The 13,771-nt window shown below is 72.0% G+C and carries 10 protein-coding genes; 9 read left to right on the top strand and 1 reads right to left on the bottom strand.

The genetic code is table 11. The features are described 5' to 3' along the window. Nucleotides 1-594 precede the first annotated feature (594 nt). The 8 genes from ACIHCL_RS16100 to ACIHCL_RS16135 all read left to right on the top strand — a co-directional run bounded on the left by ACIHCL_RS16100 (nucleotide 595) and on the right by ACIHCL_RS16135 (nucleotide 12,254). Nucleotides 595-2,130, top strand: coding sequence for a PQQ-binding-like beta-propeller repeat protein (locus ACIHCL_RS16100; RefSeq protein WP_399862054.1), 1,536 nt, complete (start codon nucleotides 595-597; stop codon nucleotides 2,128-2,130). 360 nt (nucleotides 2,131-2,490) lie between these two features. Then, complete coding sequence (locus tag ACIHCL_RS16105) at nucleotides 2,491-4,305, top strand: PQQ-binding-like beta-propeller repeat protein (protein WP_399862055.1); 1,815 nt, start codon at nucleotides 2,491-2,493, stop codon at nucleotides 4,303-4,305. Nucleotides 4,306-4,443: 138 nt separating this feature from the next. Next, nucleotides 4,444-6,444, top strand: coding sequence for a PQQ-binding-like beta-propeller repeat protein (locus tag ACIHCL_RS16110; protein WP_399862057.1), 2,001 nt, complete (start codon nucleotides 4,444-4,446; stop codon nucleotides 6,442-6,444). 250 nt (nucleotides 6,445-6,694) lie between these two features. After that, the gene (locus ACIHCL_RS16115) at nucleotides 6,695-7,393 is read left to right on the top strand and encodes a response regulator transcription factor (RefSeq protein ID WP_399862059.1); all 699 of its coding nucleotides are present in this window, start codon (nucleotides 6,695-6,697) and stop codon (nucleotides 7,391-7,393) included. A gap of 358 nt (nucleotides 7,394-7,751) precedes the next feature. Next, nucleotides 7,752-8,795 (top strand): galactose-1-phosphate uridylyltransferase, encoded by a 1,044-nt coding sequence (galT, locus tag ACIHCL_RS16120; protein WP_399862061.1) that lies wholly within the window; start codon nucleotides 7,752-7,754, stop codon nucleotides 8,793-8,795. Beyond that, on the top strand, nucleotides 8,792-9,772 hold the full coding sequence (gene galE / locus ACIHCL_RS16125; protein WP_399862062.1) for a UDP-glucose 4-epimerase GalE: 981 nt from the start codon (nucleotides 8,792-8,794) through the stop codon (nucleotides 9,770-9,772). The genes galT and galE overlap by 4 nt, the downstream gene beginning before the upstream one ends. Continuing rightward, nucleotides 9,769-11,028, top strand: coding sequence for a galactokinase (galK, locus tag ACIHCL_RS16130; protein ID WP_399862064.1), 1,260 nt, complete (start codon nucleotides 9,769-9,771; stop codon nucleotides 11,026-11,028). The genes galE and galK overlap by 4 nt, the downstream gene beginning before the upstream one ends. A 413-nt stretch (nucleotides 11,029-11,441) precedes the next feature. After that, nucleotides 11,442-12,254, top strand: a complete 813-nt coding sequence (locus tag ACIHCL_RS16135; RefSeq protein WP_399862066.1) for a LuxR C-terminal-related transcriptional regulator — start codon at nucleotides 11,442-11,444, stop codon at nucleotides 12,252-12,254. Here ACIHCL_RS16135 and ACIHCL_RS16140 read toward each other — a convergent pair. Continuing rightward, entirely contained in the window at nucleotides 12,213-12,710 is a 498-nt protein-coding gene (locus tag ACIHCL_RS16140; RefSeq protein WP_399862068.1) for a MarR family winged helix-turn-helix transcriptional regulator, read from the bottom strand. The genes ACIHCL_RS16135 and ACIHCL_RS16140 overlap by 42 nt on opposite strands. Before the next feature lie 87 nt (nucleotides 12,711-12,797). Here ACIHCL_RS16140 and ACIHCL_RS16145 point away from each other — a divergent pair, with 87 nt between their 5' ends. Further along, nucleotides 12,798-13,670, top strand: coding sequence for a trans-aconitate 2-methyltransferase (locus ACIHCL_RS16145; RefSeq protein ID WP_399862070.1), 873 nt, complete (start codon nucleotides 12,798-12,800; stop codon nucleotides 13,668-13,670). The last annotated feature ends 101 nt before the right edge of the window (nucleotides 13,671-13,771 follow it).

The following is a 13,771-nucleotide window of genomic DNA, read 5'->3' on the forward strand; positions in this document are numbered from 1 at the left end:
CCCGGTGGCTGTTGGCTTCGGTGCGGGTGCCGTGACCGGCCGGTCTGAGCGACTGCTGTGGTCTCAGCGGCTGCTGTAGCTTCGGCGGCTGCTGTGGTCCCAGCAGCCGACAGGGCCGGAATGGCTGGAACGAATGGACCGACTGGACCGACTGGAACAACTGGTGTGGCCAGAGCGGCTGATGGGCCCGAACGGGGCTTGTGGGGCGGGTGGTAGAAAGAAGCCCCGCCCGGTACGGCCTCGGCCGCCGCACCGGTCCGCACGAAGGGGGACGTTCCGATGACCCAGCCGCCGCCCGGCCAGCAACCGCCGCGGGGAGGCTTCGGAGCTCCGTACGACCCGCCCCCGGCGCAGGGCATGCCGCCCTCGCCGCCACCCGCACCCGGCCCCGCGCCATCCGGTCCCGTACCACCGCCGGATCAGGCCGCGGGCCCGTACGGTCCCGGCCCGTACGGTGCGCCGCATGTGCAGCCCGGTCCGTATGGCACCGCGCCCGCGCAGCCCGGTCCGTACGGTGCGCCGCCCGCGCAGCCCGGCCCGTATGGCACCGCGCCCGCGCAGCCCGGCCCGTACGCCGCCGGTCCGTATGCCCACATGCCGCAGTCCGGCCACGGACACCCGGCACCGCCGCAGTCGCCGCCGCAGCCGAGCTCCGGAGGTGGCGGTGGGTTCTTCCGGGGCGGGCGCGGTGCGGTGGTCGGGGGCGTGCTCGCGGTGGTGCTGCTGGCCGGTGCCGGTGTCTGGTTCGCCACGAGGGGCGCCGGCGGCGCCACGGACCCCGTGGCGAAGGCGACCGCCGGGCCCGGGACCGCCTCCGCGTCCACCGATGACGGCGGTACCGACGGCGGTGGCAAGAACGGGGACACGAAGGACGGCGACGTCGACCTGCGCGCGGAGGCCGCGGAGCTCAATGCCGAGCGCAAGCCCGGCGAGGCCAAGGTGCTGTGGTTGCAGAACGGCGGCGTCGACCTGCCGCGCAACGGCTCGGACGTCTACGGTCCCTGGGTCTTCGGCGACACCATCGTCAAGGGCATGTACCGCACGCTCTCCGGATATTCGGTCGCCGACGGCAGCCTGAAGTGGAGCCTGGACCTGCGGTCCAAGCTCTGCGCCGCGCCCTCGCGTGCCAGCGCCGACGGCAAGGTCGTCGTCGGGGTCGAGTCCGGCAACGGGAACGCGGCGACCTGCGACTCGCTCCAGATGGTCGACCTCACCACGGGCGAGGCCGGCTGGCACAAGAAGTACAAGCGGCAGGGCGTCTGGGATCTGCTCTCCGAGGTCGCGATGTCGATCAACGGCGACACCGTGACCGTGGGGCGGACCAGCAGGACGGATGCCTTCCGGGTCAGCGACGGCGCGGTGGTCTTCGGGAAGCTGCCGGGCAACTGCCAGCCGTTCGGCTTCGCGAGCGGTCCCGTGGCGATCGCCGCCACGAGCTGCCAGACGGCGGCCGACGACCACAAGGAGCAGCAGATCCAGCGGATCGACCCGGCCACCGGCAAGGTCGAGTGGACGTACCGGGTCAAGAAGGGCTGGGAGGTCGCGCGGTTCTACTCGGTCAGCCCGCTCGTCGTCTCGCTGAAGCAAGAGGGCAAATGGGCCATCATGCTGCTGAACGAGGACGGGACATACCGCTCCCAGTTGGTCGGCGGCTCCGATGACTACACGACCACCTGCGACGACGACCTCGTCTCCGCGGGCAAGAACCTCGACAACTGCCTCGGCGTCGCGGCCGACGGCCAGGGGGTCTACCTGGCGACCAAGCCGACCGGGGACGAGCCCTCCAACAAGGTCGTCGCCTTCGACCTGAACACCGGCAAGGCGAAGTGGCGGGCGACCGCGCCCCCCGGCCAGACGCTGATGCCGATGCGGGTGGAGGGCGGCAAGCTGCTGATGTACCTGAGCGCGGGGAGGAACAAGGGCGGTGGCATCGCGTCCCTGCCGCCGACCGGGGGCACACCGCAGATGGTGCTGCGGCACCCGGTGGCGGCGGCCACCGTCGAACGGGACCTCTTCGACCCCAGGATCGCCTGGCTGAACGGGCGCAGCTTCCTCATGCCCGTGAGGATCAGCGGCATCGACGACGAGGACGAGAAGCGGATGAAGTCCATGGTGGCTTTCGGGAACTGAGGGTCAGGGGCCCGCTCGGCACGCCCTCCGGGTCCCGCTCGGCCCGTGGCCCGGACCCGCCCCACGGTTGCTCAGAAACGCGACCGGCCCGCGGTCCGAGGCATGAGCGACCGGCCGCCCGAGGCGTAACGAGGGCATCACAGGGCGGTTCTCCCTTGGGAACAGCGAGTGGCCCGATCCGGTGTGCCGGGTGTTGCGGGTGGTACAAAGAAGGCCCGCTCGACTGTCGTAACACTGCGGGAACCATGCCCGATTCGCTCCTTTCCATGGGGTTCGGGGAGTCTCCCGGACTCTTCGCACTCCTCGGAATCGCGGGGGAGACCGGAACGGGCACCGGACCGCACGAAGGGGGATGCGCTGATGAGCCAGCCGCCCGACCAGCAACCGCCGCAGGGAGGCTTCGGCGCACCGCAGGGGCCGCCGCCGGGGAGTCCCCAGCCGCCCCAGGGCCCGCCGCAGGCCCCGCCACCCCCGCAGGCCGCGCCGCCCCCGCCGCAGAGCCCGCCGCCCGGCTACGGCAATCCGCAGCAGCCCGGCCCGTACAACCAGCAGCCGGGACCGTATGGTCAGCAGCCCGGACCCTACAACCAACAGCCCGGTCCGTATGGTCAGCAGCCCGGACCCTACAACCAGCCGACGCAGCCCGGCCCGTACGGTCAGCCGACGCAGCCCGGCTACGGCTACCCGCAGCAGCAGTTCCCCGGCGCACCGGCCCCCGGCGGCAAGGGCGGCGGCGGTGCGTCCAAGCGGAAGCCCGCGCTGATCGCCGGGGCCGCGGCGGCGGCGCTGCTGGTGATCGGCAGTGGCGTGTACGTCGCCACGAGCGGAAACGGCGACGACAAGAAGCCCGTCGCGGAGAAGAGCGAAGACAGCACCCCGAGCGCGTCGCCGTCCGTCGACCAGGGCGACGGCAGCGGCGACGGACGCACGGGTGACGAGGACCTCAACGCCGGGCGCAAGCCGGGCGAGGCGAAGGTCCTCTGGCTGATGAAGAACGACATCGACCTGCCGCGCAACGGCTCGGACGTCCACGGCCCCTGGGTCGTCGGCGACACGATCGTCAAGGGCATGTACCGCGGCATATCCGGCTACTCCGTGACCGACGGCAAGCCGAAGTGGAAGGTGGACCTGCCCGCCGACCTGTGTGCGGCGCCCGCCCAGACCACCACCGACGGCAAGATAGTCATCGGGGTCAAGAACGGCACCACCAGCAAGGCGGACTGCGCGGACCTCCAGATGATCGACCTCAAGACCGGCAAGGTCGGCTGGAAGAAGTCGATCAAGAAGAACGGCATCTGGGACTTTCTGTCGGACATCTCGCTCGCCATCAGCGGCGACACGGTCACCGTCGGCCGCACCGGCAACTCCAACGCCTACCGGGTCAGCGACGGCACGGAACTGTTCGGCAAGCAACCGGGCAACTGCCAGCCGTTCGCCTTTGCCGGAGGCCCGAAACTGATCGCGGCCTCCAACTGCCGCACCGACGACGCCGACAACCCGCAGCACCAGATCCAGGAGATCGACCCGGTCAGCGGGAAGCCGCGGTGGACGTACCAGCCCAAGCGCGGGTGGAAGGTCGACCGGGTCTTCTCGGTGAGCCCGCTGGTCGTCTCCCTGAAGAAGGAAAGGGAGTGGAGCATCCTCGCCCTCAGGGAGAACGGTTCGCTCCGCTCCGGACTCACCAGCGACAAGGGCGACAAGTTCGCGACGGACTGCGGCAGCGCCTTCGCGGTCTTCGGCAAGTCCCTGGACGGCTGCACCGGTCTCGCCGCCGACGCCAACACCTTCTACATCGCGACCGCGCCGGAGTCCGGGGGCCTCGCCCGTACGAACAAGGTCGTGGCGTTCGACCTGAACACCGGCAAGGTCAAGTGGAAGGCCGCGGCCCCGGCCGAGCGCGTGGTCAAGCCGCTGCGCATGGAGGGCGGCGACATACTGCTCTACGTGGAGGCCGGTTACAACAAGGGCGGCGGCATCGCCACCCTCGCCCCGACCGGCGGCACCCCGAAGATGCTGCTGCGGCACCCCGTGTCCACGTCCCAGATCGAGAGCACCTTCTACAACTCGAAGATCGTCTACGCGGACGGCCGGTGCTTCGTCGCGAGCGGCCGGGTCAGCGCGAGGAACGACAAGGAAGAGCTGGAGACGAAGACCATGATGGCCTTCGGCAACTGACGGTCCGCGAGGGCTTTTGGGGCGGACCTCCAACGCTCCGGAAGCCCTCGCCGACCACGACCGGCCGACGCGGCGACCGGAGCATCCGCGCCCGTCGGTCCCCGACCAACGACTCCCTTCCCCCGAGGTACGTACGTCATGACGCAGCCGCCCCAGCCACCGAACGAACCGCCCCAGGGCGAAACCGGCGCTCCCCAGAACCCGCCGCAGGGTGGTTTCGGTGCTCCGACACCGCCGCCCGCCGATGCCGTTCCGCCCGTGGGCGGGGCCGGCGCTCCCCAGGCCCCGCCGCGGGGTGGGTTCGGGGCCCCGCAGGCCCCGCAGGGTGGTTTCGGTACGCCGCAGAACCCGCCGCAGGGTGGTTTCGGTGCTCCGACACCGCCGCCCGCCGATGCCGTTCCGCCCGTGGGCGGGTACGGGGCTCCGCAGGCCCCGCCGCAGGGTGGATACGGGGCCCCGCCGCAGGGTGGCTTCGGCGCGCCGCAGAACCCGCAGCAGCCGGGGCCCGGCTACGGCTACCCGCCCACCCAGCCGGGGTACGGCTACCCGCAGAGCGGTGCGCCCCAGCCCGGCTACGGCTACCCGCAGGGGCTGCCGCCCGGTCAGCCGCCGCAGCAGGGCTACGGCTTCCCGACCACCCCCATGCAGCAGCCGCCGCAGCCGAACGGCAACGGGGGCGGTGGCAAGAAGTTCAACACCCGGATGCAGATCATCGTCGCCGCGTCGGTCGCGGTGGTGCTGATCGTCGGCGCCGGTATCTGGTACGGCTCCAGCGGCGGTGACGACGACAAGAAGAAGCAGGCGTCCGAGTCCAGCGAGGCTTCCGGCGGCAAGGACGGCGGTACGGGCGGCACGCTCGGAGGCGGCGGCAAGGAACAGGCGCCGTCGGACCCCAAGTCCAAGATCGCCTTCGAGATGGCGACGCCGAAGGTCACCGACGTCACCACCCTCGACGGCTCCTGGCTGACCGACAAGGCGTATGTGAAGACCGGCCTGAACGAGGTCGTCGGCTACGACGCGGCCAAGGGCACCAAGCTGTGGTCCATCCCGCTGGCGGGCCAGCTCTGTGCCGCCTCCCGGCACATGTCCGAGGACTACAAGACGGCCATCCTCTTCCAGGAGGGCAAGCCGACCAAGGAGAAGAAGTACCCGCCGTGCAACCAGATAGGCGCGCTCGACCTGAAGACCGGCAAGCTCATGTGGAGCAAGTCGGTGACCGCCGCCACCAGTGGTGACGCCCCGGTCAGGTTCCAGGAGGTCACGGTCAGCGGCACCACGGTCGCCGCGGGCGGCCTGGAGGGCGGCGCCGCGTTCGACCTGAACACGGGGGCCGAGCGCTGGAAGCCGAAGGCCGGCGCCGACGGCTGCCTCGACCGCGGCTACGGCGGCGGCGAGGGACTCGCGGTGGTCCGCAGATGCGGTGGGTACGACGACCCGCAGCTCGTCATCCAGGCGCTGAACCCCACCACGGGCGCCCCCATCTCCTCGTACAAGATGCCGCCCGGCGTCGACTACGCGAGCATCGTCTCCACCAAGCCGCTCGTCGTCGCGGCCGACGTCGGCGACACCGCCGGGGACGGCAGCGGCATCTCGGACTTCTTCTCCATCGACGCCTCCACCGGCAAGCTGCTCACCAGGATCGCGGCCGATGCCGACAAGTACGCCGCGCGCTGCCGCTCCACCGAGGTCGAGAGCTGCAAGAAGCTGGCCGTCGGCAACAACCGCATCTACGTGCCGACCGAGGACCACGAGGGCACCGGCGAGTACGGGAACACCAACGAGATCGTCTCGTTCGACCTCACCACGGGCAAGCCGACCAGCGACCGGGCCGACGCGGGCGAGCGGTACACGATGTTCCCGCTCCGCATGGACGGCGGCAACATCATCGCGTACAAGATCCCCCCGTACGACAAGGGCGGCCAGATCGTCTCCATCGACGGCGGAACGTTCAAGCAGACGGTGCTGATGGAGAACCCGGCCGACAAGGCCGTCCGCGACGTGGAGAGCAGCTTCACGCCGGACTACTCCGAGATCCTCTACAACGACGGGCACCTGTACCTGTCCAGCACTCTCGCGAACAAGCGCTACGGCTCCCTGGACACGGACCGACGCCTGTTCGTCGCCTTCAGCAGGGAGTGACCCCGGGCGCGGATCGCGGGGGCGGTGCCCGTTCGCCGGGCACCACCCCCGTTTTCGTTCCGGTCCGGGCGGCGGGCGATTGTAGCAGCGCCCGCCACATATGACGAGGTGTCAACTAGGCGCCGCGGCGGCGAAATCGATCATCCACGCGCTTTGGCCGATAAGGCATCAGCGGTCCGGGACGAGCGTGTAGCTTGCCGGGTCATGGTGGGCCGGGGGGTCTGGCGCCAGTGTTGCGGGGGTGTGCTCGATGGGTGTGCGGCTCATGGTGATCGACGATCACCGACTGCTCGCCGAGGCGCTCGCCTCGGCGTTGAAACTACGGGGTCACCGGGTCCTCGCGGCGGTCGCGCCGACCACGGAGGCGGCGGAGCCGGTGATCAACCGGGTGCCGGAGGTCTGCCTGTTCGGCACCGCGGCACCCGCCGAACCCGGTGTCTTCGACCCCGTCGTGCAGATTCGCCGGGAGCGCCCGCAGGTGGCCGTGGTGGTACTCGGCCCCGTGCCCAGCCCGCGCGGGATCGCGGCGGCGTTCGCGGCGGGCGCGGCCGGATATGTACGCCACGACGAGCGCATGGAAGGCGTCGAACGCGCGATGACCAAGGCGCGCGCCGGAGAGGCCGCGGTGGCACCGCAACTGTTGCAGAGCGCCTTCGCCGAGCTGCTCGATCCGGCCGCCGCACCGGACGACGAGGGGCAGCGGCTGCTCCGGATGCTCACTCCGCGCGAGGCCGAGGTGCTGGTGCGGGTCGCCGAGGGCGAGGACACCCGGCTGATCGCGGAGGGGATGCGCATCGCGTCCAGCACCGCGCGCACGCATGTGCAGCGGGTGCTGATGAAGCTGGGCGTCGGCTCCCGGCTGGAGGCCGCGGCGCTCGCGGCCCGCACGGGACTGCTGGACCGGGCGGGGCAGACGATCCCGAGGCCGGAACGGCCCGACGCCGACTGATCCCGCGCCCGCGACCGCACCCGTTCGACGGCCTGCGCCCGCGGGGTTTCTGAGCCCGCGCCTGCCCGCCGGCCTTCACCGCCGGTCTTCGCTCGACGCCAGGCTTCACTCGACGTTCTTCGTCCACCGGTCCTCACCCGTGTCCGCCTGGCGGCCCCCGCCCGGGAGCGGCCCGGGTGCCGAGCGGTCGTGCCCGCCCGGTCGCCGGACCGCCGAGTCACCTCCCGTCCGCCGTACCGTGCGGGCGTCTCGCCGTCGTCGTACCGCCGCCCTTCACCGCGCCGCCTCCGGCCGTACCGCCATTGACGGGCATGTTGGTTTGTGGTTCATTGTGTTTGTTTATGTTTGGAGGAGTCTGGTGAAGAAGACGGTCACGACGCTCGCAGACGGCCGGGAACTGCTCTACTACGACAGCCGCGACGACATCGTGCGCGACGCCGTCGACCGGCGGCCCCTTGACCCCGTGTCGACCTCGTCCGAGATCCGCCGGGACCCGCTCCTCGGCGACAGCGTCGCCATCGCCTCGCACCGGCAGGGCCGCATCTACCACCCGCCGGCCGACGCATGCCCGCTCTGCCCCTCGCGGGGCGACCGGCGCAGCGAGATTCCCGAGCCGGACTACGAGGTCGCCGTCTTCGAGAACCGCTTCCCCTCGCTCGCCGGTGAGTCCGGCCGCTGCGAGGTCGTCTGCTTCACCTCCGACCACGACGCCTCGTTCGCCGACCTCACCGAGGAGCAGGCCGCCCTGGTGCTGGCGGCATGGACCGACCGCACCGCCGAGCTCGCCCGGCTGGAACAGGTCAGGCAGGTGTTCTGCTTCGAGAACCGGGGCGCCGAGATCGGCGTCACGCTCGGCCATCCGCACGGGCAGATCTACGGGTATCCGTTCGTCACGCCCCGCACCGAACTGATGCTCCGCTCGACGGCCGCCCACCGCGCCACGACCGGTCGCAACCTCTTCGAGGACGTGGTGGCCCGGGAGGAGGCCGAGGGCTCGCGGATCGTCGTCTCCGGCGAGCACTGGATCGCCTTCGTGCCGTACGCGGCCCACTGGCCGTACGAGGTGCACCTCTACCCGCGCCGCCGCGCCCTCGACCTGCGGGAGCTGGATGACGCCGCGCGCGCCGAGTTCCCGGGGATCTACCTGGAACTCCTGCGGAGGTTCGACCGGATCTTCGGCCCCGGCGAGCCGCCGACCCCGTACATCTCGGCCTGGCATCAGGCCCCGTTCGAGGCGGCCGGCCGGGAGGACTTCGCGCTCCACCTGGAGCTTTTCACCATCCGACGTACCACGGGCAAGCTGAAGTTCCTCGCGGGTTCCGAATCCGGCATGAACGTGTTCATCAACGACGTGCCGCCGGAGACCGCGGCCATGCGACTGCGAGAGGTAGCGAGCGAGTGAGCAAGCCCCGGAAGAAGTACCTGGTCACGGGTGGTGCGGGATACGTCGGAAGCGTGGTCGCCCGGCATCTGCTGGAGGCCGGTCACGCGGTCACCGTCCTCGACGACCTGTCGACCGGGTTCCGGGAGGGCGTCCCGGCGGGGGCCGAGTTCATCGAGGGCCGGATCCAGGACGCCGCGAAATGGCTGGATCCCTCCTACGACGGGGTGCTGCACTTCGCCGCGTTCTCGCAGGTCGGCGAGTCCGTCACCAACCCGGAGAAGTACTGGGTGAACAACGTCGGCGGTTCCGTCGCGCTGCTCGCCGCGATGCGGGACGCCGGGGTGCGGACCCTGGTCTTCTCCTCCACCGCCGCGACCTACGGCGAACCGGCCACCACCCCCATCACCGAGTCCGACGCGACCGCACCCACCAACCCCTACGGCGCCACCAAGCTGGCCGTCGACCACATGATCACCGGGGAGGCGGCCGCGCACGGACTGGCGGCGGTCTCCCTGCGCTACTTCAACGTGGCCGGGGCGTACGGCGGTTGCGGCGAGCGGCACAGCCCCGAGACGCACCTGATCCCGCTCGTTCTCCAAGTCGCCCTCGGGCAGCGGGAGTCCATCGCCGTGTACGGCGACGACTACCCCACCCACGACGGCACCTGCGTCCGCGACTACATCCATGTCGCCGACCTCGCCGAGGCCCACCTGCTGGCCCTGGACGCGGCCGCCCCGGGCGCGCACCTGATCTGCAACCTCGGCAACGGCAACGGTTTCTCGGTGCGCGAGGTCATCGAGACCGTCCGCGAGGTCACCGGTCACCCCGTCCCCGAGACCGCGGCCCCGCGCCGCCCCGGCGACCCCGCCGTACTGGTCGCCTCCGCCGCCACCGCCAGGGAGCGGCTCGGCTGGACGCCGTCGCGCGCCGACCTGGCCGGGATCATCGCCGACGCCTGGACGTTCGCCCGCCGAGAGGAACCCGTCACCCCATGACCGCGCACAGCGAACCGGCCACCACCCGCACCGCCCCCGCCGATTCTTCGGAGAACGTGGCCGCCCCGGCCCCAGCCCCGGCCGCGTCCGCGGAGAACGCGGCCGACCCGGCCGACGCCTTCACCCGGCTGTACGGCCGCACCCCCGAGGGGGTCTGGGCGGCGCCCGGCCGGGTCAACCTGATCGGCGAGTACACCGACTTCAACGACGGCTTCGTGATGCCGCTCGCCCTGCCGCACACCGCACGCGCCGCGGTGGCCCGCCGCACCGACGGCGAGCTGCGGCTCCACTCGGCCGACATACCGGGCGGCGTGGTGAGCCTCCGGGTCGACGAACTGGCCCCGCACCAGGGGCACGACTGGGCCGCCTACCCGGCCGGGGTCGTCTGGGCGCTGCGCGAGGCCGGCCACCCGGTCACCGGGGCGGACATCCACCTCACCTCCACCGTGCCCACCGGCGCCGGGCTCTCCTCCTCCGCCGCCCTGGAGGTCGTCACCGCCTTCGCCCTGAACGACCTCTTCGGGCTCGGGCTGTCCGCGGCCGAGCTGGCGCTTCTCGGACAGCGCGCCGAGAACGACTTCGTCGGCGTGCCGTGCGGAATCATGGACCAGATGGCCTCCGCCTGCTGCACCGACGGCCACGCCCTGTACCTCGACACCCGCGACCTCACCCAGCGCCAGGTCCCCTTCGACCTGGCCGCGCACGGGCTGCGGCTGCTGGTCGTCGACACACGGGTCAAGCATGCGCTGGGCGACGGCGCGTACGCCGAGCGGCGGGCGGCCTGCGAGGCGGGGGCCGCCGCGCTCGGCCTGCGCACGCTGCGCGAGCTCCCGTACGAGGGGCTCGGGGCGGCCCTGGAGGCCCTGGCCAGGGGCGGTGCGGACGAGTCGGTGGTGCGCTGCGTACGCCATGTGGTGAACGAGAACCACCGGGTGGAGCAGGTCATCGCGCTGCTCGACGCGGGAGACGTGGGCGCGGCGGGCCCGGTCCTCGACGCGGGACACGCCTCGCTCCGCGACGACCTGCGGGTCTCCTGCCCGGAGCTGGACCTGGTGGTGTCGGCCGCGGTCAAGGCGGGGGCGCTCGGCGCGCGGATGACCGGCGGCGGCTTCGGCGGCTCGGCGATCGTCCTGGTGGACGAGGCCTCGGCGGACACGGTCGCCGGGGCGGTGACGGCGGCGTTCGCCGCGGCGGGATACATGGAGCCGGGGATCTTCCCGGCGGTGCCTTCGGCGGGCGCCCGCCGCCTCGCCTGAGCCGGTCCGCGCACGCGTCCGCGGATGGGCCGCGCACGCGTCCGCGGACGAACCGGCCGCGGACGTGGACGGCGCACCCCGCCCGCCGAAGAACCGATGGCGCCCGCAGACCGCCCGCGACGGACCGGTCGCGCCCACGGACCGACCGGCATCGGCCACCGACCGACCGGTGCCGGTCAGTTCCGGGAAACTCCCTCCGCGCCGGTCGCCCGCCCGTACCCTGATGCACAGCACCGGTGGGGGCCGGTGCTGATTCAGGGGTACGAGACAGTCGGGTACGGCGCCCGGGGCGGGTGGCAGTCGACACACGGCGGCGGCCGTGGGACTGCGGTCCATTTCCCCGGTCCGGGCGGCCGTACCCGCGCCGTTGCGTCCCTTCAGCGGGCCGGGGGTGGCCCGGCAGCAGTGGCAGCATGGGGGTGCCTGTGGCCCGTATCCGGGTTCTCGTGGTGGACGACCACCGTATTTTCGCCGAATCACTGGCGGCGGCGCTGGCGGCCGAGCCCGACGTGGAGGTGTCGGCGGCGGGCAGCGGCCCCGCCGCGCTGCGGTGCCTGGAACGGGCGGCGGCGGAGGGGCGCGGCTACGACGTGATGCTGATCGACGCCGAGTTGGGTGCCCGCTCCGCGGCGGGAGACCACCGCGCGGCCATGGCCATACCGGCGCCGCGCACCGGGGAGAGCGCCCCGGTGGACGGGATCTCACTGGTCGCGGGCGTTCACTCCACCCGGGCCTCCGTGCGCACGGTGGTGCTCGCGGAGAAGGACGACCCGCACCGGGCCGCCCTGGCCCTCCAGGCCGGGGCGTTCGGCTGGGTGGCCAAGGACTGCTCGCTGCAGCGGCTGCTCACGGTCGTACGGGGCGTGCTGCGCGACGAGACGCATCTGCCCCCCGCCCTGCTGACCGGCGTCCTGCGGGAACTGACCGCCGCCCGCAGGCACCGCACCGAGAGCGAACGGCTCGTCGAGTCGCTGACCCCGCGCGAGCGCGAAGTGTTGCGCTGCATGGTGGCGGGACTGGGGCGCAAGGCGGTCGCGGAGCGCCTCTTTCTCTCCCCGCACACGGTGCGCACCCATATGCAGAACGTCCTGGGGAAGCTGGGCGTGCACTCCACCCTGGCCGCGGTCGCCCTGGCCCGGCGGGCGGGCATCGGGCCGGTCGACCTGGAACCGGGCGACCCCGCCCTATCCGGGAATGTTGTCGAACGGCGCGGTCAACTGGCGTAGCAGGCCGGCCAGTTCGCCGCGCTCGCGGATGGAGAGCCTGCTCAGGATCGCGCGTTCCTGGGCGAGCAGCCCGGCCAGGGACTGATCGGCCTTGTCGCGGCCCTCGGCGGTGAGCCGGACCAGCACGCCCCGGCGGTCGTTCGGGTCCGGCAGCCGCTCCACGAGGTTCTTCTTGGCCAGCCGGTCGATACGGTTGGTCATCGTGCCCGAGGTGACCAGTGTCTGGGTGAGCAACTGGCCGGGGGAGAGTTGATAGGGGGCGCCGGCGCGGCGCAGCGACGTCAGCACGTCGAACTCCCACGGCTCCAGGCCGTGCTCGGAGAACGCGATGCGGCGGGCCCGGTCCAGGTGGCGGGCCAGACGGGAGACGCGGCTCAGCACCTCAAGCGGTTCCACGTCGAGGTCGGGGCGCTCGCGGCGCCATGCAGCGACCAGTCGGTCGACCTCGTCCTCCATGTCCCCAGTGTAGAGGATCTGTCGACGTGAAGTCTCTTGACCTCAAGTATCTTGACGCCAAGGTAAGCCCCGCCGCATGCTGAGCCCATGACCTCACCCATCTGGGATCCGCGGCAGTACCTGCGCCACGCGGACCACCGCACCCGCCCCTTCCACGACCTCCTCGCCCGCATCCCCGGCCACCCGACCACCCCCGTGCCCCGCATCGCCGACCTCGGCTGCGGCGCCGGGAACGTCACCGCCCTCCTCGCCGACCGCTGGCCGACGGCGCGCATCACCGGCTACGACGACTCCCCGCAGATGCTGGAACGGGCCCGGATCCACGCCGGCCCTCTCCTCGACTTCGCCGAGGCCGACGCCGCGACCTGGACCCCCACCGAGCCCCACGACCTGATCGTCTCCAACGCCCTGCTCCAGTGGGTCCCCGGCCACGCCGCACGCTTCCCCGCCTGGCTGGACGCCCTCACCCCCGGCGGAACGTTCGCCTTCCAGGTCCCCGGCAATTTCGACCAGCCCACCCATGTCCTCATGCGGGAACTCGCCGGCTCCCCGCGCTGGCGCGACCGCCTCGGCGGCGTGTTGCGCCACACCGACGCGGTGCTCACCCCGGCCGCCTACCTCGACGCCCTGACCCTCCCCGGCATCACGGCCGACGTCTGGGAGACCACCTACCTGCACCTGCTGCCCGGCGAGGACCCCGTGCTCGACTGGGTGAAGGGCACCGGACTGCGCCCCGTCCTCACCGCCCTCGCCGACGACCCCGAGGCCCAGGAGGCGTTCCTCACCGCCTACCGCGACCTGCTGCGCACCGCCTACCCGGCGGGCCCGCACGGCACGGTTCTTCCGTTCCGCCGGATCTTCGCCGTGGCCCACCAAGAGGTCCGCGAGAAGCCCCGCGCGGACACACACGACGAAACCCGCGCGCATGCCGCTGACGAAAGCCCCACGGAGAAGCGGTGACCGCCGCCCCGACGGTCATCAACGCCCTCGACCACGAGTCCGGCCAGCCGCCGTCGGGAACGGGACACCCGTCCCCGGCGGGTCGTGAGGGATCCCCCTCG

This window comes from Streptomyces sp. NPDC052042 (assembly GCF_044548345.1).
Lineage (GTDB): Bacteria > Actinomycetota > Actinomycetes > Streptomycetales > Streptomycetaceae > Streptomyces.